This is a genomic window from Rouxiella chamberiensis (genome assembly GCF_026967475.1).
GTDB lineage: Bacteria > Pseudomonadota > Gammaproteobacteria > Enterobacterales > Enterobacteriaceae > Rouxiella > Rouxiella chamberiensis.
The window spans coordinates 4,488,701-4,513,228 of the sequence record NZ_CP114058.1 but is presented as its reverse complement, the minus strand read 5'-3'; the positions used below and the strand labels follow the sequence as shown (position 1 = coordinate 4,513,228).

Genomic DNA, 24,528 nt, shown 5'->3' with positions numbered 1-24,528 from the left:
TATCCTCATGAACGTATTTCCCGTAAAACACAGCGCCCTGCTTCGCCAGCCCGAATTCATCATGCCGCGCGAAGAGCTGAAACAGCTGATAGGCAAGCTTGGCGATAATCTGGTAAATATCAGCGATCACAGCGGAGAATTTTTACTGCGTCTCGACGACGGGCGAGTCATTGATACCAAAGGCTGGGCAGGATGGGAATGGACGCACGGCATCGGCCTGTATGGCATGTACCAGTATTACCAGCAGACCGGCGACAAAAAGACGCTGGGCATTATCGACGACTGGTTTGTGGCGCGACTGGCCGAGGGCACGCCGACCAAGAACGTCAATACCGTCTGTCCGTTTCTGACCCTCGCCTACCGTTATGAAGAAACGCGGGACGCGACCCTGCTACCGGTGCTGGAGCGCTGGGCCGACTGGGTAATGTATGAAATGCCGCGCACCACCTGTAACGGATTACAGCATATTGTCTATAACAATGAAAACCATCAGCAACTGTGGGACGACACGCTGATGATGAGCGTGCTGCCGCTGCTTAAAATCGGCAAGGTGCTGAATCGTCAGGAATATATTGAAGAGGCCAGCTATCAGTTTCTACTGCACGTGCAGTATCTGATGGACAGAAAAACCGGCCTGTGGTTCCACGGCTGGACCTTCGACGGCCAGCATAACTATGCCGAAGCGCGCTGGGCGCGGGGCAACAGCTGGCTGACCATCGCCATTCCCGAGTTTATCGAGCTCATGAACTGGCCGGAACAACACGCCACGCGACGCTTTTTATTGCAGGTTCTGGAAACGCAGGTGAAGGCGCTGGCGCATTGGCAGCATGAAAGCGGTCTTTGGCATACGCTCCTGGACGACAGGGATTCCTATCTCGAAGCCTCTGCTACGGCGGGATTTGCCTACGGGATCATGAAAGCGGTGCGTAAACGCTATCTGTCGCGCGATCTGCTGCCCGTTGCCGAAAAGGCAGTGCAGGCGGTGATTCGCCACATCAATGCGGAAGGCGAGTTAACCCAGGTTTCGTTTGGCACGGCGATGGGCAGTGATTTAGAGTATTATCGGCAAATTCCATTAACTTCAATGCCCTACGGGCAGGCGATGGCGCTGCTCTGTCTGACCGAATGCCTGCGGGGATATTTATAATTACCCGAACATATGACTCGCTAAGCTAATAGAAATCTAAACTACTGTGAAAATCCAACCGTTATGAAATTCATAATTGGTTGGGTTTTAATTTAATAATAGTATGAATAATCTCTATCATCATCAATTCAGCATTTACTTTACACATTCTTTTATAGCCAATTTATATAATTCACACATAAAATAATCAACAAATTTAAAATAATATTTTTATATGAATAACACTTCCATTCAAATAATAAACCTCAAATCATTTGACCCCAATCACACATTTATTATTTATACCAAATATTACATTAATTTCAAGGGTAGTATTTATTCTAACCAACTTGGTCATATTGATTGAAATAATCTCATGGAGAAAACAATGAAGAAAATATTAAGCAGTCAATTAGATGCTATATCTGGTGGATGGCAAAACCAGAACGGAAATGGGCAATGTTCAGCAAACAATGCTTGCTCTGGAACTAGCTCTTCCAATAGAAGTGGTAATGGAGGGGTAATAATACCCAGTCTTTTTTGTCAACGAATTCCCCATACGGTAGCGGCTCTGGTGCAAGTGGTTATTGGTGAGGTTCGAGTACCATGAGTCATGGTTCAAACGGTTATAGCGTTAATGGTACTGGTCCCGGGGCGAACCAAAGACGAGTTGGTGATAATCATTAAATAATAAATAAAAGTACAGAATTTTTATTCTGTGCTTTTATGGAGTACATAATGCGAAAATATGTAATATACATTAATAATAACAAGTCAAAAGTAATGCCGAAAGAATTAGCCACGAGAGCCTTTACTAAGGAAATGAAACAGCGAGGTTTTAGAAAACATCATGTGGAAATTGATGCAAAAAATGAACAAGATGCCATTGTGAAATTAAATGAAAATAGTCAAGAATACCTTAATTCTCTTAAAGAGCTATCTGGGAGCGCTGTTATCTGTGCCATTTGTGGGGGGTTGTAGCTTTGATTTACTTCATAAGATTTTGGTAGAAAACATTTTTCTTAAGATAAAACAAGTTTTACCTAAAAATAAGAAAAATCAATAAAGAGAACATCTAAATAACAATAATATTATACATTTTTGAACATGCTGATTAGATGAGTATATCCGAATACTTTAAGTTGGTATTGATAGCATGTTGAACTGAAAAGGACTTTTAAATGAAACATAGATTGTCAGAAATAAATTTATCATATGAGGGAAAAAGTCCTTATCCCTAATAATTTACATTTTTTATGGGTTGGTGATACTTCTTTGGCTAACACAGATTATATTGGAATATGGCAAAAAACTAAAGAAGACAAGATTGTATATTAAAATTACCAATGGGCTATGAGACGTTAATAGGTGAACTCGGTGAAGGTCTTTCTGGAGGTCAGAAGCAACGCATTTTTATAGCCAGAGCTCTGTACCGGAAACCCGGCATCCTTTTTATGGACGAAGCTACAAGTTCATTAGATCCTGTAAGTGAAAATTTTGTAAACCGCGCTATAAAAAAGCTGAACATAACCCGCGTTATTATTGCTCATAGGGAAAATACAATTGCTTCTGCAGACCGTATTATTAATTTAATTTAAAAACCCCTCACAAAATAGCTAATAAAAATATTATAAATACTAATACTTCTAGTCAATTACTTTAAACAAGTTTTAATGAATTTTAAAAATACTTATCTTTTTAAAAATAAAAAATCCTCCTCAATTCCTTAACCAGAATGAGGAGGATTACCTTATTTATTCATAAAAAGCTTATTAATTAATAGCTTATTATCGTCCTGTTTTATTATCAGCCAGCTTTATCAGCGACCCGCTTTCTTAAAGGCCAAGCGGCTCAAAATCCGACGCATCATGGCGCTCGGGAAGTTGCTTATCCCCCCAGGTGCGATTGACGATACGCCCACGCGCCACTGCCGGACGCGCTTCGATTTCGTTCGCCCAGCGAATCAGGTGTGTGTAGGACTGCGCATCGATAAACTCGGCGGCCTCGTACAGCAGACCTTTCACCAGTGCGCCGTACCACGGCCAGATAGCCATATCCGCGATGGTGTAGTTGTCACCGGCGATATAACGATGACGCGCCAACTGTTTGTCGAGCAGGTCCAGGTGGCGTTTGGTTTCCATCGTGAACCGGTTGATGGCATATTCGATTTTGACCGGCGCATAGTGATAGAAATGACCAAACCCGCCGCCCACATAAGGCGCCGCGCCCTGAAGCCAGAACAGCCAGTTCAGCACTTCCGCGCGGTCGGCGATATCTCTCGGCAGGAAGGAGCCGAATTTATCCGCTAGATAAACCAGGATCGCACCGGATTCGAAAACGCGGATCGGATCCGATCCCGACACATCCAGCAGCGCCGGGATCTTTGAATTTGGATTTATTTCAACAAAGCCCGAGGAGAACTGATAGCCTTCACTGATTTTGATCAGATGCGCGTCATATTCAGCGCCCGTAATGCTTAACGACAGCAGTTCTTCAAGCAAAATCGTGACTTTCTGGCCGTTCGGCGTGCCAAGCGAATAGAGCTGTAACGGATGCTTGCCGCGCGGCAGGGTTTTCTCGTGGGTTGCGCCGGAAACCGGACGATTAAGTTTGCCCCACTGGCCGCCGAGTTCACTGTCCGGGCTCCAGACCTTAGGGGGTTGATAACTGTTTTCCATGACATTCCCTCTGTTTCAATAACAAGAATTTTATAAAAAGTTGAAGTATTAATGGCATGCAGATTTTAGAGCTATCAAATACCGGCATCATTTCAGTGTAGACCAGCCTTGGTGACTGCGGATATACCGCATGTGCGGTGACTCAACGTGACAGCACTCACAAATTGCGCATTCCATCTGCTGCTGTGGCCTCAAGTAAACCGCTTAACCGACTTGAATGGCGTCAATGTTAAATAATTGTTATTTTAATGATCCTTATTTTGTATTATTTAACATGAAAAGCGATGCCCTGCCTGATATCCCTCCCGCCATCAGCCTTAATTTAACTATTTATTAACCAAATAAACCATATAAATTAACATTAACGGGCTTTTATCACATTTCATTTACTTTTAACGTATGGGCAAGTAGGACCTTTGTTACTCTCAATCCGTGGAAAAAATAACCACCCTACACATAACAAAGGTCTCGCCATGAAATTTAACCTCGCATTACTCAATGCATGTGTGATTTCAGCATGCATGTTGATCGCCACGCCAAGCCTTGCCGCCACACCTTACGATATTGCCGTTGTCGCCAAAGTCACGGGGATCCCGTGGTTCACCCGCATGGAAGTTGGCGTCAAGGAGGCGGCGACCAAACTCAACGTCAATGCTTACGAAGTCGGGGCCTCAACGCCGGATCCCGCACAGCAGGTCAAAGTCATTGAAGATCTGATTGCCAAGAAAGTCGACGCCATCATTGTGGTGCCAAACGACGCCAAAGTGCTGGAACCCGTGCTTAAAAAGCGCGCGATGCCGGAATAGTAGTATTAACCAACGAGTCGCCGGATCAGAGAATCGGGCAATGGGATATCGAAACCATCGACAGCCAGAAATATGCCCAGGCCAATATGGATTCTCTTGCCTCGGCAATGGGGGGCAAAGGCGGCTACGCGATATATGTCGGTTCATTGACGGTGCCATTGCATAACGCCTGGGCCGATACCGCGATTAAATATCAGAAAGAAAAATACCCGGATATGCATGAAGTCACCTCGCGCCTGCCGGTGGCGGAAAGTATTGATAAGTCCTACTCCACCACGCTCGATTTAATGAAAGCGCACCCCGACCTGAAAGGCATTATCGGCTTCGGCTCGCTCGGCCCTATCGGTGCCGGTCAGGCCGTGCAGCAAAAACGGGCCAAGAATAAAGTCGCGGTAGTCGGTATTGCCATGCCGGCACAGGCCGCGCCGTATCTGGTGCGCGGCGATATCAAGAAAGTGCTGCTGTGGGACCCGAAAGATGCCGGTTTTGCACTGGTCAGTCTTGCCAATCAGATGTTGCAGGGCAAAGCCGTCACGCCGGATTTAACCATCGATGGATTGGGTAAGGCCGACGTGAATATGGACACCGGCGTCATTCGCTTTAACCGTATTCTTGAAGTCACGCCGGATAATGCCAAAACATTAGGCTTTTAATTCCTCGCGTCCTGTCAATAAGCAGATCATTACAAGAACAATAAAATATATCGATGCCTGATCCGCATCGATATATCACCAGATGCTGTAAGGAAAATGTCGATGAATACTTCTACGACGCTTGATTCCACTTCCCGCCAAGCCGACGTGTCTTCCCGGGCATTGATTAGCCTTGAACATATCAGCAAGAAATTTCCCGGCGTATTGGCGCTGGATAATGTCACCCTCACCCTGAATAAAGGCGAGGTGCATTGTCTGGCGGGCCAGAATGGCTGCGGGAAAAGCACGATTATCAAAGTCATTTCCGGCGTCTATCAACCGGAAAAAGGCGCGGCCATCATGCTCGACGGCAAACTGTTTCATGCCCTGACGCCGCAGCTTTCTTCCTATTACGGCATTCAGGTGATTTATCAGGATTTATCGCTGTTCCCGAATTTATCCGTTGCCGAGAATATTGCTATCCACCGCTATTTGCCCGGCGGCGATTTCTGGGTGCATAAAGATACCATGCGCAAAAAAGCGCTGGCGGCCATGCAACGCGTGGGCGTGATGCTCGACCCCGATCGCAAGGTTGAAAAACTCTCGATTGCCGATCGCCAACTGGTGGCGATTTGCCGCGCCATTGCCGCCGATGCCAGCCTGGTCATCATGGATGAACCCACCGCATCGCTGACACGCACCGAAGTGAACGGCCTGCTGCGCGTGGTCAACGAACTCAAGGCCGCCAATATTTGCGTGGTATTCGTGAGCCACCGCCTCGACGAAGTCATGGAAGTCGCCGATCGCATTAGCGTGATGCGCGACGGCAAGCTGGTAGGAACTTATCCCGCGAGCGAACTCGACAGCAACGAACTGGCATTTCTGATGACGGGCCAGCGCTTTACCTACAGCCACCTGCCCCATCGCGCGCCCGCTGACGTCACTCCGTTGCTGGAGGTGAGTCATCTTGGCCGCAAAGGGCAATATCACGACATTTCACTGTCGCTGCGACAGGGCGAGATCACCTCGATTATCGGCCTTTTGGGGGCGGGACGCACCGAACTCTGCCTGAGCCTGTTTGGCATGACGCAGCCCGACAGCGGCGAAATCCGCGTCAACGGCAAAAAAGTCAGTTTTCGCAGCAATCGGGACGCCATTCGCCACGGCATTGCCTATGTGTCGGAAGACCGGCTGACGCAGGGGCTTATCATGGAACAATCGATTTATGACAATACGCTGGTGTCTATTTTCAACAAGCTGCAAAGACCCGGCGGCCTGATGAATCATCGCAAGGCGCGCGCCGTGGTCAAGGGTCTGATTCGTGACCTCAATATCAAGGTGTCGGACAGCGCGCTGCCGGTAAAAACGCTGTCGGGCGGTAATGCGCAGCGCATAGCCATTGCCAAATGGGTCGCCACCGAACCGCATATCCTTATTCTCGATTCGCCCACGGTGGGCGTCGATATCGCCAATAAAGAGGGTATTTATCGCATTGCCCGCGACCTTGCCGAATCGGGCATGGCGGTGTTGATGATCTGCGATGAAATTCCGGAAGCCTACTACAACAGCCATCGAGTGCTGGTGATGCGCAAAGGGGAACTGGTCGCCGAGTTCTCGCCGCACCAGTGCAGCGAAGCGCAGATAGCCGAGGTGATCAATGCGTAGCGCTTTAAGCAAGGCCGTTTCACATCACGAATTCTGGCTGGCCGTGCTGGTCCTGTTGCTCGCGGTCGGGCTAAGTCTCGGCACCGGCGAATTCCTGACGCTGGGCAATATGACCGATGTCGCCACCAGCTACGCCATTCTCGGCATCCTCGCCTGCGGGCTGTTCGTGGTGCTGATTGCAGGCGGTATCGACATCTCGTTTCCGGCCATGACGTCAATCGGCCAATACGTGATGGCGAGTTACATCATTCACCACGGCGGCAGTTTTCCGCTGGCTTTCGCGATGGCGATGGGCGTGGGACTTCTGCTCGGGCTGGTTAACGGTTTTCTGGTGTACTGGCTGCGCGTGCCGGCCATCATTATCACCATCGCCACGCTGAATCTCTATTACGGACTGCTGGTCTATCTGACCAACGGCACCTGGCTTTACGGCTTCCCGGACTGGTTCATGAACGGCATCAACTGGTTCTCGTTTACCGCTTCGGACGGCTACGACTATGGCCTGACGCTGCCTCTGCTCAGCCTGCTGGGCGTGATTATCGCGACGGGCGTCTTGATGAACCGCACGCGTATCGGACGGCAGATTTATGCCATGGGCAGCAATCGCGACGCCGCCTCGCGTCTGGGATTGAACATCCTGCGACTGCATTTTTATGTCTATGGCTTCATGGGATTGCTGGCGGGGATTGCCGCGGTGGTGCAGGCGCAGATAACCCAGTCGGTGGCACCCAATTCGCTGCTCGGATTTGAACTCACCGTGCTGGCCGCCGTGGTTCTGGGCGGCACCAGCATGAGCGGCGGACGCGGATCGCTCACCGGCACGATTTTGGGGGTAATGCTGCTGGCATTTCTGCAAAACGGCCTGACACTGCTGAGCATCTCCTCCTATTGGCATCAGGTTTTCAGCGGCGTCATTATTCTGGTCAGCATCAGCAGCACCGCGTGGAACGAAAAACGCAAACTGGCAAAGGGCATGTGATATGACGACATTAACCCGCATTATTCAAGGCGATCGCATCATCCGCCTGCAAATACTGATCATTGTTGCCGTTGCCGTATTGTTCTCCTTCACGTTGGGAGGACGTTTTTTCAGTCTCGGCAACTTCCAGTCTATCTCCTCCCAACTGCCGATTCTGGGCATGTTGGCGCTGGGCATGGGCATAACCATGCTGACCGGCGGCATTAATCTGTCGGTGATTGCCGGTGCCAACGCCTGGTTTCGCTGGTCATGGCGGCCATTCTGGTCGCACATCCCGACCAGCCGCTCTATTTTGCGCTGGCGATGCTGGCAGGATTGGCGGTCGCCATCGTAATCGGTCTGCTGAACGGCTCGCTTATTGCCTATATCGGCGTGTCACCGATTCTTGCTTCGCTCGGCACCATGACGCTCATCGCCGGGCTGAATATTCTGCTGACCAACGGCACCGTCATCTCCGGTTTTCCGCGAGCCATTCAGTATCTCAGCAGCGGCAATGTCCTCGGAATTCCTCTGGCGCTGCTGCTGTTTCTGCTCGTCGCCCTGCTGCTGTGGGTCGTGCTCGAACATACCACGCTGGGTCGCAGCCTGTATCTGATGGGTTCCAACGAACAGGCCACGCGTTTTAGCGGCATCAGTACGCACCGCGTCACGCTTGTGGTGTATGTGCTCTCCGCGCTGTTTGGCTGGGCGGCGGCGCTGTTGATGATGTCTAAATTCAATTCGGCAAAAGCGGGTTATGGCGATTCCTATCTGCTGGTGACCATTCTGGCCTCGGTACTCGGCGGCATTAATCCCGATGGCGGCTTTGGTCGGGTAATCGGGCTGGTGCTGGCACTGGTGGTCTTGCAGATGCTGGAAAGCGGTCTCAACCTGATGGGCGTCAGCAGTTATCTGACCATGGCGCTCTGGGGCGGCGTGCTTATCCTGTTTATTGCCTTGCAGAATCGTCAATCATGATTGACCCATAACTCATTGGATTAAAAGATTAAGGACCAAAACATGGCGAGTTATTTTATTGGCGTGGATGTAGGAACGGGCAGTGCTCGCGCAGGCGTGTTTGATGTGAAAGGTCATATGGTCAGTCAGGCCAGCCGCGATATTACACTGTTTCGTCCCAAGGCCGATTTTGTAGAACAATCCTCGGACGAAATTTGGGCGGCGGTGTGCAATGCCGTCAAAGATGCCATGAGCCAGGCGGATATCAATCCTATTCAGGTCAAGGGAATGGGCTTTGACGCCACCTGTTCGCTGGTGGTGCTCGATAAAGAGGGCAAACCGCTTACCGTCAGCCCTTCCGGGCGCAGCGAACAGAATATTATTGTCTGGATGGATCATCGCGCCATCACGCAGGCCGAAAGAATCAATGCCACCGGGCATCGGGTGCTGGAATTCGTCGGCGGGATTATTTCGCCGGAGATGCAGACGCCGAAACTGCTGTGGCTCAAGCAACATATGCCCACAACCTGGAAAAGCGTCGGCCACCTGTTTGACCTGCCGGATTTTCTCACCTGGCGCGCCACGCAGGACACGGCGCGATCGCTTTGTTCCACCGTCTGCAAATGGACCTATATCGGCCATGAAGACCGCTGGGATACCAGTTATTTCAAACAGATAGGGCTTGAAGACCTGCTTGAGAACAATGCCGCTAAAATCGGCAGCGAAGTCAGGACGATGGGGCAGCCGCTGGGTCATGGCCTCACCCAGCGCGCGGCGCGGGAATTGGGGTTGATGCCGGGCACCGCCGTCAGCGTGTCGATTATCGATGCCCATGCGGGCAGCCTCGGCATCCTCGGCGCAAGCGGCGCGTCAGGCGAAACCGCCGATTTCGACCGGCGCATCGCGCTTATTGGCGGCACCTCGACGGCGCATATGGCCCTTTCGCCGACACCCCGCTATATCGGCGGCGTCTGGGGCCCCTATTTCTCTGCCCTGCTGCCGGATTACTGGCTAAATGAAGGCGGGCAATCTACCACGGGCGCGCTGATTGACCACGTGATTCAATCGCATCCGTGTTATGCCGACCTGTTGAAACAGAGCAAAGAGCGCGGCAAGACCATCTATGAGACGCTGAATGCGCTATTGCGCGAGATGGCGGGCGAGCCGGAGAACATCGCCTTCCTGACGAAAGATATCCATATGCTGCCCTATTTCCACGGCAACCGCTCGCCGCGCGCCAATCCCACGCTGACCGGGACACTGACCGGGCTCAAGCTCTCGCGCACGCCGGAAGACATGGCGCTGCACTATCTGGCGACCATTCAGGCGCTGGCGCTCGGCACTCGCCACATTATTGAAACCATGAATCAGACGGGGTATTCGATAGACACCATGATGGCCAGCGGCGGCGGCACCAAAAATCCGGTGTTTGTGCAGGAGCATTCCAACGCAACCGGCTGCGCCATGCTGCTGCCGGAAGAGAGTGAAGCCATGCTGCTCGGCAGCGCGATGATGGGCACGGTCGCTTCGGGCGTGTACGAGTCGCTGCCCGAAGCGATGGCGGCCATGAGCCGTATCGGTAAAACCGTGACACCGCAAACCAACAGGATAAAAGAGTATTACGACAGAAAGTATCAGGTGTTCCACGCCTTGTACGATGACCTGATCAAGTATCGCCGCATCATGAAAGGAGAGCGCGATGCCAAACCTTCGGCATGAACAGGAGTGGCAGCAGGCCTGCGCCGGCTGGCAGACTTACAGCGACGAGTTGCTGGCGCTGCAACGTAATCTCGACCCGCAGGTCTGGCAGCAGGTGCTACAGACAATGGCGGAATGCAAGGGCAAGATAGCGGTCACCGGCGTCGGCACGTCGGGCATTGCGGCGCGTAAGGTGGCGCATATGCTGGCCTGCGTCGAGCAACCGGCGGTGTTTCTCAATCCGACCGATGCAGCGCATGGCGATCTCGGCTTTCTGCGCAGCGACGATGTGTTGATCATGATTTCACGCGGCGGAAATTCGGAGGAGTTGACTCGTCTGCTACCTACACTGGCGCAGAAAGGCGTTACCCTGATAAGCGTGACGGAGAATGAGGAGTCGGCGATCGCCAAAGCCGCCGGACTGGTGCTCAAAACGCATATTCAGCGGGAAATAGATCCATTGAATATGCTGGCAACCACCTCGATTGTGCTGGTGCTGGCGGTGTTCGATGCGATATGCGGCTGCCTCATGCTCCGCAACGGTTTCGACAAGGAGCATCTTTTGGCCGTGCATCCGGGCGGCAATGTCGGCAAAAGCCTGCGCGAAGATAGCCGTTCTTAAAGGATCATTGTGTATTGCCGACGACTCACCTTACTGAATCCCCGAATCAGCGCCGCACGACATACGGCCTGATACGCCGGTTCAGTGACCAGTCTTTTCAGCGCACGCCGCAGACCGGCCAGAGTTTCGGGCGACGTCGCCGCTCCCGTAATGAGCGGCAGACCCGGCGTCAGCGGGGTTTCTCCAATGACTTTCAACTGCGCCAGTGCCTGCGGCTGATGCCGTTTCAGCAGGGCGAAGGTGACACAATCGATAGCGGCGATATCAGCCTCGCCCTCTTGCAGCGCCTGAAGGGAGAGTCGATGGCTGCCGCTAAACCGCGTTTCCCGAAAGAAACAGCCGCCGCTGCTTAACGGCGCGACCATTTTTCGTAGCGCATTAAAGCCCGACTGCGAGTCTTCACTGTTGCACACCACCACTCGCTGCCTGAAATCTGCCAGCGTGCTGCCCATATCTTGCTGCCGGACGACCAGAAAACTGCGGTATCCCACACCTTCACATCCCGGCGCGGTATAGTGAAAACAGCCGACCGGTTGCACTGTGTCGAGCTGGGTCATGAGCGGAAAACCACAGGTTTGGCTGAGCAACAGCTGCGGCTGCTGCCAGTGACGCAGGAGATCCTGCGGCCAGAAAAGATCCTCGTGGTTCAACACCACGCCTTCGTCCTTGAGCAAATCGCGCAGCGCTTGCCATAACGCCGACACATCGGGTGGATTCACGGCATACATCGGCAAAGAAACGGCATCAGTCATGTTTTTCGCCTACCTGTTCGACAGAAGGTCGCCCCGGATGCACGTCGACATCGACGGAGCGGTTCCAGAATCGGCGTAACCATTCGCGGTAGCCGCCAATCAGGAAACCGTGATTGCGCTGCAAATAGGCTTCCCGGTACTGGAGATAGATTTTGCGCAGGCCGTACCACGGCACGCCCGGTAGATTGTGGTGTACGGCATGATAATTGAGATTAAGAAAAAGTATCCGCCAAAGCAAGGACGCTTCATTAATCGCCGATCGTGCCTGCGGATCCTCCGCCGCGCGATGCTCGAGAAAGGAACGCATTTTGGTCAGGCTTAATGCCGGATAACTGACGGCCACCAGAAAATAGATTATCGAGAAATCGGCCTTTTGCATCCAGCCAAAGACCGCCAGTAATAGAAATCCGTGTGTCAGCCACATAAGGATGGTCTGGCTCTCGCCGTGGCGAAATGCCTGCACCATGCCGCGCAGAGTCTGGGCAATGTCCAGCGCCGGACCAAGAATAACGCGGCCCGGAAACGTATTGCGCAGTGCAACAAGACGCCGCTGCCACGGTGAAAAGTGCTGCCAGCGCGCAGGCGAGAAATAATAGGTTTCGGGATCCTCATCCGGAAAGGTTAAATGCTGGTCGCGGTGATGCTGTAAATGCGAGTCGCGGTAAAGCCCGTAGGGATACCAGACGGCAAGCGGCATCAGCCCCAGTAACTGATTAAATCGCGGCGAAGCGGGTAGGATGTCCGTGAATAAGCTCATGTTGCAACGACATATACCAGGTCGTAAACCAGATAAGCAGCAGCGTTGCCGGAAACTGCCCCAGAGTGCGCCAATAGGCGAGCGTACCAAACCAGCCGCCGTAAATAAGGACCACCAGCAGCCAGGTCGGCCATTCACTGCGCCACAGCCAGCTTTGCGATAATTCACGAATGGCGTCCCGCTGCTGCGAATGCAGATAATTGGCGTGTTTCTTCTCACTCACGGTCACAATACCCTTTCACTCAAAAGCCAAAAATGCGGTTTTTAGGGCGTACAAACAACGTATTAAAAACGCTTTGCTTATGAAGGAATGGGGATAATCGGACGTGCCGACAGAAGGCGAAACATTAACTCTCGATTAAAGAAATGCTTAATCGTCGCGCTAAAGGTTACAAACCCCTCACTACGCACTATAGTCTCGTGACAAAAATTAAGTTTCAGGAGAAACAGATGAGATTGAATGGTATTTCGAAGGGATTTTTCATCCTGATACTTTTCATTGTGAGTATTGCGTTTATGGACGTCTTGCAGCCGTATTACTCCTCGGTGCTGTGGGCCGCCATTCTGGCTATTATTTTCCATCCAATGAAAACCAGGCTGCGTCAGTCGCTCGGCGACAAAAACGGCATCGCTTCGCTACTGACGCTATTAGTGATTTGCCTGATTGTATTCACCCCGCTTGCGATTATCGCCTCCTCGCTCGCGATTGAATTCAATATGGTTTACGGCAAGCTCCAGCACAATAATACGCAGCTGCCGACGATTATTGCCGATGTTATTCAGCATCTTCCGGTTTGGGCGCAGCATTCGCTGGCCGAGTACAATCTGGACAATGCCGCGGGCATTCAGCAAAAACTGTCTGGTTTTGCGCTCAAAGGCAGTCAGTATCTGGCCGGTAGTGTCTTCCTGATTGGTAAAGGTACGTTCAGCTTTGTCGTCGGTTTCGGCATCATGCTGTACTTGCTGTTCTTCCTGCTGAAAGACGGGGCTTATCTGGTCAATCTGATCCTGGACGCCCTGCCGCTGTCACGCCACATCAAGCATCACCTGTTCCTCAAGTTTGCCGCCGTATCGCGTGCAACCGTGAAAGGCACCGTGGTCGTTGCCGTGGTACAGGGGGCGCTCGGTGGTATTGCCTTCTGGATTACCGGAATCGATGGCGTACTGCTTTGGGGCGCGCTGATGGCTTTCCTGTCCCTGATCCCGGCCGTGGGTTCTGCGATTATCTGGGTACCTGCTGCGGTCTATTTCTTTGCATCAAGCCAGTTGTGGCAGGGTATTTTCCTGGTTGTGTTCTTCGTGGTGGTCATCGGTCTGGTGGACAACATTCTGCGTCCGCTGCTGGTCGGTAAAGACACCAAGATGCCGGACTACCTGATTCTTATCGCCACGCTCGGCGGCATGGAAGTCTACGGCATCAACGGTTTCGTGATTGGTCCGCTAATCGCCGCCCTGTTCATCGCCTGCTGGAATATCCTTTCAGGCCGCGATAACCGCGAAAATATCGAAGAAATCGACGAAGAATTTATCGAAGACGGCAAAGCCCCGCCTGAATCTTGATAACTCGTTAAGTCATCAAAGCCCCTTTTTCGTGATGTGAAAGGGGCTTTTTTATTGTCTGAATCTTTATCAGTTCGATATTAGGATTATTAAGTACCTGACCTAGTGCGGCGATTGACGAAAACCAGATTTTTGGCTCGTTTGCCTCAAGAATATAAAGCCCTTTCACTCTAGCCATCACACGTTCACGAAACATGTTTTCAGGCATCATGCCGATGAGTGCTTTCATGATATTACCCTCCCTTCGCGGGCTTAACTGACCTGTTCGACGATTTTCTCAATCGCATTGAAAAAATCAGTCATCAACTGCTCGGGACGGGAAAAGAGAGAGGCGACGGACAAAAATGATGGCCCAATGAAAGATTTTAAACTCCCATTAAACAATCATTTAGTAAGATTTAACTTTGAATGTTCAAGCATTTCCCAACCTATTAGCTGGAAAAAACCTGCCGTTTTACACAGGCAGAATTCGCAGCGGGGGCCAAAAGTGGGGTAATTTAGGACCCTAAAGACAGTGTTAAATAAACGAGTAAAAACATCACTGACGTAGAAAAGAAACAAAAAAAGACCTGCTGACAGGTCTTTTTTACGGATAAATTACTGGTGTGCCATCGGGCACTGCGGCAGACGCGAAGGATTGCCGGGTATACAGTCGCGCGGCGTGGGCGATGTCGGGTCAATCGGTTGAGGCGGTTGAACCGGCTGCGTAGGCTGTCTAGGTTGCGTGGGCTGCCTTGGCTGTATCGGCTGTCTTGGTTGAAGCGGTTGATTGGGCTGGCTCGGCTGTCCGGGCTGCGCCGGTTGAGTCGCCAGCGCTTGGCCTGACAAAAGCAGTACAAGCGAAGTCATCACGACGGCGAATATCGATTTCATAGGGCCTCAAAAGGGTTTCCAGCGTACTTGTCTGGAGATAATTATAGCGCTGTTCCCCTCTTGTCGCAGTGTCTCGAGAGGGAATCCGAACTTTTTGCGAAACGCTATTGAAAGGTTCTCAGAGGCCGTTCTTTTCGTTCTGCTTCGCCGGGCGGCGCTTTCTCACGATCGCTTGAAAAATAGCGTAGGCGAATTAAAAAAAGCGTCGGCGGAATCTCTCCGTGCGACGCTTTTTTAAAGCAAAGTGCCAATGAACTGATCTAGTCTTCGTTTTTGCCAAACAATGACGGCGCCCACAGGCTGGGATCGACGTCCTGGAATTTGGCCCGCACAAAGTTCTCTTTAAGATTAAACGGCACGGTGCAGTCGAACACGGTTTTGGTCGTCGTGCCTTTGGAAGAAACGCGCGGGTCGTATTCCGTTGACTGCGATGGGTCCAGCACATGCCCCGCCACGCCCGGCACGAACGTAGTATCCAAATCCCCCGAGAAACGGGTTTGCATAGCCCACAGCACGTCGTTGGTGTCGAATAGATCCACGTCTTCATCGACGATAATCACGTTTTTCAGCTCGCGATAGACCGCCAGTGCAATCAGCGCCGCCTGCTTAGTCATGCCATCGTCCGCGGCATTACGTTTTTTCACCTGCAAAATGGCAAGGAACTTTCCGCCTCCCGAACTGTGGGCATAGACGTTTTTAACCAGTCCCGGAAGGGCATTTTCACATTCGATGTGAATACTTGCTTCTGTGGGGATCCCGGCCAGACTCACATGTTCTTCACCCGGCCCTACCAGCGTTTGCAGAATGGGGTTCTTGCGGGTGGTGATGGCCTTCACCTTGATAACCGGTAAAGAAGGGTTCGCCACACCGGTATAACCCGGAAATTCGGGCATTGCCTTGCCCGTATGGGAGTTCTGGTCTTCGGCAACGCGAACGTTCGGCATAATCTCGCCTTCAATCACGATTTCTGCCCGCGCGATGGCGCGCTGATTGACGGTCAGACATTCGACCAGCTCAACCGGCTTTCCACGCAATCCACCGGCCACACAGAGTTCGTTGAAACCAAATGGGGTGGTCGGCGCTTCGAACTCGGCACCAATATAAATCGCCGGATCCAGCCCCATGTTGATCGATACCGCCAACGGTTTATCCGCCGCTTCTGCTTTCTTTCTGAAAGCATCAATATGACGACCCGGCGCAAAGAAGATAGACATCTCGTCTTTACTTTGCACGCAGAGACGGTGGATGGTGACGTCAGTGTTGTCGCGATCGTCGGGATCGCTGCCCAGCACCAGTCCGAGGCAAAAATACGGCCCTGCATCTTCCGTGGTATTAGTCGGTGCGGGGAGCAACTTGCGCAAGTCAAAACCTTCATCCGTGGCGCGATAAACCACCTCCTGACACGGGGCCTCTTTTCTCTCGACAGTGACGGGCGGCGTCACATTCTTGCGTGCGTCGGCCATCTGAATACCCAGTTCCCGCTCAGGCGCTCCAAGCAGACTGCTGACTCGCCTGCGACTCGCCAACAGGCCGACCAGCACTCTGGAGTCAGGAAATCCCTTGATATTGTTGAACGTCATGGCGGGTCCGATACGCGTTGGCCGCATCACCGTGCCCCCTGCGCCAATGTGTCGGTAAACTCCGGCCAGCTCGCCGATAGGATCGATTTCCCGATCGGTTTCAATGTACTGACCCGGAATTTTTTCAGAAGCTCGATGGCAGAACGCAGGTCATTGACCGGCGGCACCTCCCAGCCTTGCGGATGGGCTTCACCCGGTTTCACCACGTTATAACTTGCAGGTTTTCTTTGCGGCATGATGTCCCCCTCATCCCTTTTCAGCATGGGTTTTAAGGCGGAACAACACCTCGCCCCAGTAAGTGTTACAGAATGGCAGATGCGGATCGTTGAGCTGCCACTCCCCATCGCTCAACTGCACCAACACGCCGCCCTCTTCAAGATCCGAGACAGAGAAAGTCAGCACTTTGCCCGGCGAGGTGCCCGGCCCTTCGATACAGGTCTGCACCAAGAGCGTTTGCGGCTCCACTTTGTCCGTGCGCCAGCTGAACTGGATATCGGCTTTGGGTTTCAACGTGAGGATCAGTCCGGGAGCAATATCGCCCTCAACGCTTCCCTCATGCCAGGCTTCCATCTCGCCGATATTGCTTAATGCCCGCCAGACAACATCGCGCGAGGCGCTGATTTTGACGGCATGGTGAAGTGTATTCATCTGCATTCTCCCTAAGCTCGTGTTCAATAAAAGGGTAACCACTGTTGACGTGATTCGATAAATTCGTCAAAAACGTATCATCTGGTTCAAAGTGATAGTGAAAGTCTAGCAAAGGGATTTGCGGCTTTAAGCCAATGTCACGCGTTGTATGTGCAACTGTTTCCGAAACCCAATTAAACCCGCTCAACTCCCGTTATTTTTTACACTTGATAATAAAGTGAAATGCTTTATTGACCCTTTACTCGATGAGAGTCCCATTCTATGTCTATGCTTAATAAAGGATTAAATAAATGGGAGGAAACAGGTAATGACAGAGCAAAAAGAGAAAGTCCTAACGCGCGGGATAAATCATGTCGGATTAACCGTTCCCGATATTGACCAGGCAACCGCGTTCCTCAAAAAAGCTCTGGGGGCAAAGTTTCTGTATAACGGACAAACTCTCGAGGATGGTCCAAAGAAAGGTGCGGATGCAGAAAGACAGCTTGGCGTACCTGGAGGGACGATGGTTCTCAAACAGCGCGTATTACGCATTGGGAATGGTGCCAATCTGGAATTATTTGAGATAATTAGTGACCATAAACAAGCGCCTTTGAGTCTGCAAGACTACGGATGGAACCATATTTCGCTCTACGTTGACGATATAGATTTCACTATTGAAAGTGTGAAAAACGCGGGCGGGGAAATATTATCGGAAGTTCATCAGAACTCTAAGCATGAAGACACAGAAAATAGCGCCAGTGTCTATTTTAGAACGCCGTGGGGAAGTCTGGTCGAGCTGCAATCCATTCCTAACGGCTACTATTATCCTGATAACAGTGAAGCCGAAACGTGGGTGCCTGCCAAGTAAATGCTGAAACGGGAAGTATTCATACCTGGATAAATCATCTCGGCGAAATACTTCCCGCATATTACGTCTTCATGTCATCGGTATTTTACCGATTACTTGGCGTAACCTTCGGTAGAAATGGTCAGCGTTACGTCATCGCCTACAGCCGGAACATATTTATCCAGTTTGAAGTCGGAACGTTTAATGTCGGCCGTTGCATCAAAACCAATAGCCTGTTTTTTCACCATCGGATGCTCACCCTGCTTGGTCAAGGTTGCATGCAGCGTGACAGGTTTAGTAATGCCTTTGAGGGTCAGATTACCTTCAACATCGAATTTATTGTCACCCTTGGCGGTCACTTTGGTGCTGTGGAAAACGGCTGAAGGGTATTTGGATACGTTAAAGTAATCTGCACCCAGGAACTCTTTGGTTAGAGCAGGAACATGCGTATCGATTTGAGCCACTGGCAGAGTAACGTCTACGCGAGACTGCTCAGGATTCTCTTTATCGAATACTACCGTACCTGTAGTGTTCGGAATATCGGCAGTCGGATGAGAAAAACCGAAGTGATTCCAGGTAACGATAACCGAAGTGTGTGCCGGATCGAGAGAATAATGCATGGCCGCAGCCTGAGATAATGGTGCATACAACGTCGCTACTGCCAAAAGAGGCAAAACAATCTTTTTAACATTTTTCACGCGAATATCCTTTTAAGAAAACCAAACAACAGTACTTAAGTGTGGTTCATGTCTGCAAATAGGCATAACGAAAAGTTTTGTCTTTAACCCTCAAATAAATTGAGCAATAACGCTACGTTATTATTATCGTCTTTTCTTTCTATATCGGTAGGTTACAGGCTTAATTCGTCGATTATGCTGTACACCTCCGTCAGTTCCGACTTCGATTTATTCCGTAATGGCGCATACTGTTCATTTATCAGGGTAGCTAAGCAAGATGTCGGCGTGTAGGATCAACAAAAATTTGCAATAACCTTAGTCGCCGTATTGGCAAATAACGATGATCACCGGAGAGAAGTTCCATGGATGGGAGCTGTAAAGTCACAATTCACCAAAGTTTTCTCAAGCGAACCCTTCGCTCGCGCGGATTGATAACCCTTGGCGCGCTATTTACCCTAGTCATTCTGACCCATTACACCCTGAATTTTCTATGCTGGTTTACCTGCGAAGTGATATTTAAGGCGTAGATTGGATAACCGATTTGGCGTGCCTTTAAAGAAGGTCTGATCCGACAGGATTAAAAATAGCCAAAGAAAAAGGCCGGAAGACCGGCCTTTCGCTTATCGCAGACTGACTATTAGTTAGTCGCTTTGTTTTTCAGGTTCTCAGCGCCCTGTTTGGTTTTATCCCAGGTTTTCTCAGTACCTTGTTTGGTACTGTGCCATGCCTTCTGGGAGCCTTCGGACACTTTGCTGGTTGTAGAATTGGTTTTGCCTTCGGCTGCGTGCTCGGACTTGAGCTTAAGCTCTGCGCCTTTATCCTGAGTCTGATGCAGTTTTTCCTTGGCAGTATCCGCGCCTTTATTTGCCTGAGCGACGGTTTCGTCAGTTGCAGAACCCGTAGTCGTCGCAGCGAAAACCGGCGCAGCAAGCAGGATAGCGGACAGCGCTAAAATTGTCTTTTTCATGATTCCCTCATTTGTCAGTTATGTTTGGTACAACACTAACAGGATGGCACAAATCCGAAGATATGCGATTCAGATAGCACTGAAAATGGGGAGAGTCTGTAAGAGGATGTTTTGTGTTCGAAATGCATTGCTTTGATGAGATAAATGCAGGAAACCAGACCCATGTATATGATGGGGTTGATGAACAACATCGATGATGATTTAAGCACTGCTACAGTTTATGGAGGCCAGGGGACGCAAATACCTGATGAACCTCATTACATTTGGACGAGCCGTACCGCAAACGCTAAAGGAGTATGAAATCATGCTGCTCAAGCGAAAGACCAATCAGGGGGTACAGACAAACCTTATGCTCAATGAAGATTGTGAAAGCGTCTGGCTCCCCAAGTGCGAAACCGTCTGATAGAACTGATATAAAAGCACCTCATTCTCAACCGGCTCAGGCCGGTTTTTTACATCCTACACATACTGTTCACGAAAGGGTGACCAGTTCGCGGCAACTACTCACTGGCTCTTCACCACTTAACACATTGTAATTGAATGTATTTTTTATAAAATGCACAGTGTGACTAGTCTTTATGAAAAAAACTTTTACTTAAGACTTATCTACGTCTCATTCAATCGACTAAAGCAATAAATTGTTTGATTATCTTTAGTGTGCCAATAGTAGATATTTGACTGCTTTTGATAGACGATCCTGCCCATTCCGACGGATGGCATAATCTGGCCGGAACAAATCGGAATCCGTGGTCGAATCAAATCGTAAAGTGCGATTGGAGCACATCAGAATCAATCGTCAGTTTGGAGCGGAATATGAAAGAGTGTCTCATCACTCAAAAATATGGATTAAAGAAAGGCCAACATCACGTCAGCCTCGGAGTAGTAGGTGACATTTAATTCAAAAGCCATTCAAGTAAGGAGTAGTCACCTCTGGATGCAGCTTCATCTTCAATACAATTCAAAAACAGGGCGAGATATGTAGCAGTGGTATCAACCTTACCATTTGTAGGGGTTTTATCGTATTTTTTTGATTGAGGAGTATTCATATAAAGACCAGTATCAGGTAAACAGAACATTACGCTTGGTATATTTTCTGTGACATTCCACTTTGAAAGAGCATTGTCTAAATTGGTTATAGATTGCTTATAACTGAAGCAACTAACCACAGGGTAATTAGATTTTCCATCTTCAAGGTTCCCTTTTTTAGCCGTTTTTAATCCTTGTTGGTTGTCAGGATGTAGTGACCATGCAAGATTTAAAGTTTGATGCATCCCGTCTGTATTCAGGTCGCTCTTAATTTCGATTGCTCTGTGTACGGAATCTATGAAATAGACGCCTAGCCCATTCTGTTCAATGATTGGTGGTATTTTCCTTTTGTCGTAAATAATGATGTCTGCTTGAGGCGAAAATCTATCCCACTTATCAACAACCTGGCCTGAGCCGACACCAAAATGAGATGGAAGTAGTGATTGAATAATCGGAACGAGAAAGCTCTCTCTAAATGTGCCTTTGACAGTAGTATGAGATATGTCAGAAACAGCTTCTGCATTATCATATGCTTGCTGAATTTTGTTATGAAGAATAGTTTTTAAAAACTGACTAGGCATGGTCAATGATTCCTTGAATTATTTCGATTGTGGTGGGCAACTAAATTTTGCCACTTTAGTAGACATGTTAATTTTCGCTTCTAGCTCATGATTGACGGATAATTAAAACCATCCGTCAGTCCAGAACAATAATCGTTAAAAGGTTATAACTTTGATTAAAAGCCACAACTATCCATATAGTCCGCATACCACTGCATCATCTCCCTACGCCCATCAAGATACACCGCATGGTTATACGTGCCACGAATGCTGTTCTTATCAACGTGCGCGAGCTGTAGCTCGATCTAGGCGGAGTTATAGCCCTTCTCGTGCAATATCGTGCTCATGGTGTGTCTGAAGCCGTGGCCGGTTGCCCTGCCGTTGTAGCCTATAAGTTTCACCACCTGATTGATAGAGGCTTCACTAATAGGTTTTCTGAAGTCATGCCCTCGGAAAATCAGCTCATAGCCGCCCGTCACGACTTTGATCTGTTCAAGCAAGGCCATCGCCTGATGAGATAACGGCACAAGGTGAGGACGCCACATTTTCATATGCTCAACGGGTACTTCCCAGACATTGTTCTCCATATCAATTTCAGACCATTGCGCCCTTCTTACTTCTCTTGGCCGCAAGCCTGTGAGGATAAGTAGCTGGGTCGCAATCTTGGTGATCATGCTGCCGGTATAGGCGCTTAACTCGTTTAAAAACTCAGTTAACTCCTTAGCTGTCAGATGCACGTAATTATTGGCTTTATGAAGTTTCATTGCCGAGGCGAGATCCGGCGCGGGATTGTACCCGGCGCAACAGGTAATAATGGCGTAACGGAATACCTCACCAAACCGTTGGCGCACCTTGCGTACTTTCTCAGTCGCTCCCCTGCTCTCAACCTGACGCAGCATCGCCAACAGCTCTAACGGCTTAATTTCTGCTACGGACGAAATCCAAGATACGGGAAGACATCTTTCTCAAAGGTATCCATCATCTCTTCGCGGTATGACGCCGACCAGCGGTCATAACGATGCTCATACCACTCACGGGTTAGCGCTTCAAAAGTATTGATGGCTGAAAGGGATTTTGCGGCCTTCTGCTCTTTACGGAGCGCGCTCGGGTTCACGCCCAACGCAACCAGCCGCCTTGACTCATCACGCTTTTGGCGAGCATCGGCAAGGGAGACGTGCTCATAGGTGCCTAATGACAGCATTTTGGGTTTACCGTCAAAACGATAGCGAAAGCGCCACGCTTTACTGCCGTTAGGCTCAACAAGAAGGGACAAACCTAGGCCGTCACTCAGGGTGTAAGGCTTTTCTATGGGCTTTGCCTTTATGATTTTTAATTCGGTCAGGGGCATTGTGTATAGGGATCCGTGTATAGAAAAACTCCACGCGATCATATACATATCAGACACCGGCTTTCCAAGGACGCACTCGGACGTAAGCGGACAATAAAGCGGGTATAAACTTTGATTTTATTAGCTTTTCAGGATGATTACGGATGCTCTGGGAGGTGCTTCTGGAGCGGGTGAAGGGAATCGAACCCTCGTATGCAGCTTGGGAAGCTACCGTTCTACCATTGAACTACACCCGCTTCGGTGTGAGGTGCATTATAACCCCTTGTGGCTGGGTAGCAAGGTGCTCTCTTAAATAACTGCAATATTTTTAAGTATTTAGATGCCCTTAAAAATCATATCGAAAAAAGGGGTTGCCCATTCATCAGGCAACCCCTTTTTAATTTTCACGATATCCGTATTTGCTGCCGTTATGGCAATCACTGCATTTGCCGCGACAACCGTGAGTACCGCATCTACTGCGATTGTCTCGTCGTGATTACTTCACCGGCGGCAGTTTCTCGAGATTCATGTTCCCGAGCAGCTTTTTGTCGACAATCATGTCTTCGTCATCACGAACCTTTTTAACATCGGTAGCGGTCACTTTGTCCTGCGCCGTGTTGCCCCAGCTGGTGCGCACAAAGTTCACTACGTCGGCGACCTGCTGGTCGTTCAGGCGCCAGCCGAATGCAGGCATGGTGATGTTTGACGGAGCGCCTTTCACGCCCGGCAGAGTATCACCGGTCAGCACGATATGAATGACAGACGTCGGGTCATCGGCCAGCACAACCGGATTGCCTTTCAGCTCAGGGAAGAAACGCTTGTAGCCGGTGCCGTCGGTTTTATGACATGCCGCGCAGCTATCGACATACACCGCCGCGCCCTGTTTGCTGTCATCGCCTTTCCACAACGCTTTCGCTACCGTGTCGTCAGGTTTGAACGCAGGCTCGCTGTTATCCCTGGCATCCAGAGACTTCAGATATTTGGCGATAGCCGTCGCGTCTTCCGGCGTCAGGTATTGCAGGCTGTGTTTCACGACGTTGGTCATGCCACCGAATACGGCGGTGTGATCGTTACGTCCGGTGCGCAGGAACTGGACCAGATCGTCTTCGCTCCAGCGTCCAAGGCCGGTACGATCGTCGCCGCGCAGATTGCTGGCGGTCCAGCCTTCAATCGGTGCCGCACTGCCTGACAGGAAAGCATTGCCGCCGTCGTTGTTCATGGCTTTTTCTTTCATGGTGATGTCGCGTGGCGTGTGACACGCGCCACAGTGCCCAAGGCCTTCTACCAGATAACGACCCCGCGCCAATTGCGGATCTTCATTCATTTTCGCGGTAAAGGGCTGCACATTCGGCGCAAAAGCGGTACGCCAAATTGCCAGCGGCCAACGCATCGACAGTGGCCATGGAATGTCGCTGTCGCGATTAGGTTCGGCAACCGGCTTCACGCCATGCATGAAGTAGGCATACAGCGCCTGCATATCGGCATCGCTCACCACGGAATAAGACGGGAACGGCATGGCCGGATACAGCGTCTGGCCATTTTTCGCCACACCCTTGCGCACCGCGTTTTCGAAATCTTCGAGCGTATAGTCGCCGATTCCGTTGGTTTTGTCCGGCGTGATGTTGGTGGAATAAATAGCGCCAATCGGCGTTACCATCTTCAAACCGCCCGCAAACGGCGTGCCGCCTTCGGCAGTATGACAGGCTACGCAGTCACCGGCGCGAGCAAGATATTCACCGCGTTTAATCAGCTCGGCACTGCTGTTATCGTCGGCCAGTGCTGCAAACGCCACCGAGCCCAGGAACAAGGCAGAAAGTAATTTTTTCATCGCAA

General features: G+C 50.4%; 17 protein-coding genes, 1 tRNA gene and 7 pseudogenes. 12 read left to right on the top strand and 13 right to left on the bottom strand.

Going from position 1 to position 24,528, the window contains the following annotated elements:
- Positions 1-7: 7 nt before the first annotated feature.
- From bglB to O1V66_RS21155, 3 genes and pseudogenes are all read left to right on the top strand, one after another.
- On the top strand, positions 8-1,147 hold the full coding sequence (gene bglB, locus O1V66_RS21165; RefSeq protein ID WP_045049526.1) for a beta-galactosidase BglB: 1,140 nt from the start codon (positions 8-10) through the stop codon (positions 1,145-1,147).
- Between the two features lie 717 nt (positions 1,148-1,864).
- On the top strand, positions 1,865-2,107 hold the full coding sequence (locus O1V66_RS21160; protein WP_330873431.1) for a hypothetical protein: 243 nt from the start codon (positions 1,865-1,867) through the stop codon (positions 2,105-2,107).
- 344 nt (positions 2,108-2,451) lie between these two features.
- Positions 2,452-2,724, top strand: a pseudogene (locus O1V66_RS21155) (ATP-binding cassette domain-containing protein); the annotation flags it as partial.
- Between the two features lie 237 nt (positions 2,725-2,961).
- Here the strand turns inward: O1V66_RS21155 and yghU are convergent.
- Positions 2,962-3,804, bottom strand: a complete 843-nt coding sequence (gene yghU, locus O1V66_RS21150; protein ID WP_045049530.1) for a glutathione-dependent disulfide-bond oxidoreductase — start codon at positions 3,802-3,804, stop codon at positions 2,962-2,964.
- A gap of 473 nt (positions 3,805-4,277) precedes the next feature.
- Here yghU and O1V66_RS21145 point away from each other — a divergent pair.
- The 6 genes and pseudogenes from O1V66_RS21145 (at position 4,278) to O1V66_RS21120 (ending at position 11,142) form a co-directional block, all read left to right on the top strand.
- Positions 4,278-5,263: pseudogene (locus O1V66_RS21145) on the top strand (substrate-binding domain-containing protein).
- 102 nt (positions 5,264-5,365) lie between these two features.
- A complete protein-coding gene (locus tag O1V66_RS21140) occupies positions 5,366-6,907 on the top strand; it encodes a sugar ABC transporter ATP-binding protein (RefSeq protein ID WP_045049532.1) in 1,542 nt (513 codons plus the stop codon).
- Complete coding sequence (locus O1V66_RS21135; RefSeq protein ID WP_045049533.1) at positions 6,900-7,886, top strand: ABC transporter permease; 987 nt, start codon at positions 6,900-6,902, stop codon at positions 7,884-7,886. Before O1V66_RS21140 ends, O1V66_RS21135 begins: the two co-directional genes overlap by 8 nt.
- Position 7,887: 1 nt before the next feature.
- Positions 7,888-8,843 (top strand): annotated as a pseudogene (locus O1V66_RS21130) (ABC transporter permease).
- 42 nt (positions 8,844-8,885) lie between these two features.
- Positions 8,886-10,541: an FGGY-family carbohydrate kinase gene (locus O1V66_RS21125; RefSeq protein WP_045049535.1), complete on the top strand. Its 1,656-nt coding sequence runs from the start codon at positions 8,886-8,888 to the stop codon at positions 10,539-10,541.
- Positions 10,522-11,142 carry a KpsF/GutQ family sugar-phosphate isomerase gene (locus O1V66_RS21120; RefSeq protein ID WP_045049536.1) on the top strand — a complete coding sequence of 207 codons (621 nt, stop codon included), beginning with the start codon at positions 10,522-10,524 and terminating at the stop codon, positions 11,140-11,142. The genes O1V66_RS21125 and O1V66_RS21120 overlap by 20 nt, the downstream gene beginning before the upstream one ends.
- On the opposite strand, the gene O1V66_RS21115 is transcribed toward O1V66_RS21120, so the two are convergent.
- Positions 11,139-11,894, bottom strand: a complete 756-nt coding sequence (locus O1V66_RS21115; protein ID WP_045049537.1) for a phosphate/phosphite/phosphonate ABC transporter substrate-binding protein — start codon at positions 11,892-11,894, stop codon at positions 11,139-11,141. The two genes, O1V66_RS21120 and O1V66_RS21115, sit on opposite strands and share 4 nt — an antisense overlap.
- Positions 11,887-12,874 (bottom strand): annotated as a pseudogene (locus tag O1V66_RS21110) (fatty acid desaturase). The gene O1V66_RS21115 and the pseudogene O1V66_RS21110 overlap by 8 nt, the downstream one beginning before the upstream one ends.
- A gap of 227 nt (positions 12,875-13,101) precedes the next feature.
- Between O1V66_RS21110 and O1V66_RS21105 the strand changes: the two are divergent.
- Positions 13,102-14,211: an AI-2E family transporter gene (locus tag O1V66_RS21105; protein ID WP_045049539.1), complete on the top strand. Its 1,110-nt coding sequence runs from the start codon at positions 13,102-13,104 to the stop codon at positions 14,209-14,211.
- Between the two features lie 7 nt (positions 14,212-14,218).
- Here O1V66_RS21105 and O1V66_RS21100 read toward each other — a convergent pair whose 3' ends face one another.
- The 4 genes and pseudogenes from O1V66_RS21100 to O1V66_RS21085 form a co-directional block, all read right to left on the bottom strand.
- On the bottom strand, positions 14,219-14,440 hold the full coding sequence (locus O1V66_RS21100) for a hypothetical protein (RefSeq protein ID WP_052673474.1): 222 nt from the start codon (positions 14,438-14,440) through the stop codon (positions 14,219-14,221).
- Between the two features lie 368 nt (positions 14,441-14,808).
- Positions 14,809-15,084, bottom strand: a complete 276-nt coding sequence (locus O1V66_RS21095; protein ID WP_187329834.1) for a hypothetical protein — start codon at positions 15,082-15,084, stop codon at positions 14,809-14,811.
- A gap of 260 nt (positions 15,085-15,344) precedes the next feature.
- Positions 15,345-16,831: pseudogene (locus O1V66_RS21090) on the bottom strand (UbiD family decarboxylase).
- 79 nt (positions 16,832-16,910) lie between these two features.
- Entirely contained in the window at positions 16,911-17,312 is a 402-nt protein-coding gene (locus tag O1V66_RS21085) for an SRPBCC family protein (RefSeq protein ID WP_045049540.1), read from the bottom strand.
- Positions 17,313-17,619: 307 nt separating this feature from the next.
- On the opposite strand from O1V66_RS21085, the gene O1V66_RS21080 reads away from it, so the two are divergent.
- The gene (locus O1V66_RS21080; RefSeq protein WP_045049541.1) at positions 17,620-18,159 is read left to right on the top strand and encodes a VOC family protein; all 540 of its coding nucleotides are present in this window, start codon (positions 17,620-17,622) and stop codon (positions 18,157-18,159) included.
- Positions 18,160-18,251: 92 nt separating this feature from the next.
- Here O1V66_RS21080 and O1V66_RS21075 read toward each other — a convergent pair whose 3' ends face one another.
- Positions 18,252-18,836 carry a YceI family protein gene (locus O1V66_RS21075; protein ID WP_045049542.1) on the bottom strand — a complete coding sequence of 195 codons (585 nt, stop codon included), beginning with the start codon at positions 18,834-18,836 and terminating at the stop codon, positions 18,252-18,254.
- Positions 18,837-19,452: 616 nt separating this feature from the next.
- Positions 19,453-19,782 (bottom strand): hypothetical protein, encoded by a 330-nt coding sequence (locus O1V66_RS21070; RefSeq protein ID WP_045049543.1) that lies wholly within the window; start codon positions 19,780-19,782, stop codon positions 19,453-19,455.
- A 205-nt stretch (positions 19,783-19,987) separates the two neighbouring features.
- On the opposite strand from O1V66_RS21070, the pseudogene O1V66_RS21065 reads away from it, so the two are divergent.
- Positions 19,988-20,185 (top strand): annotated as a pseudogene (locus O1V66_RS21065) (hypothetical protein); the annotation flags it as partial.
- Positions 20,186-20,675: 490 nt separating this feature from the next.
- Here O1V66_RS21065 and O1V66_RS21060 read toward each other — a convergent pair.
- The 4 genes and pseudogenes from O1V66_RS21060 to O1V66_RS21045 form a co-directional block, all read right to left on the bottom strand.
- Positions 20,676-21,389, bottom strand: coding sequence for a DUF6602 domain-containing protein (locus O1V66_RS21060; protein WP_045049544.1), 714 nt, complete (start codon positions 21,387-21,389; stop codon positions 20,676-20,678).
- 155 nt (positions 21,390-21,544) lie between these two features.
- A pseudogene (locus O1V66_RS21055) lies at positions 21,545-22,716 on the bottom strand (tyrosine-type recombinase/integrase).
- 162 nt (positions 22,717-22,878) lie between these two features.
- Positions 22,879-22,952, bottom strand: a tRNA-Gly gene (locus O1V66_RS21050).
- A gap of 239 nt (positions 22,953-23,191) precedes the next feature.
- A complete protein-coding gene (locus O1V66_RS21045; RefSeq protein WP_045049545.1) occupies positions 23,192-24,523 on the bottom strand; it encodes a c-type cytochrome in 1,332 nt (443 codons plus the stop codon).
- Between the last annotated feature and the right edge of the window lie 5 nt (positions 24,524-24,528).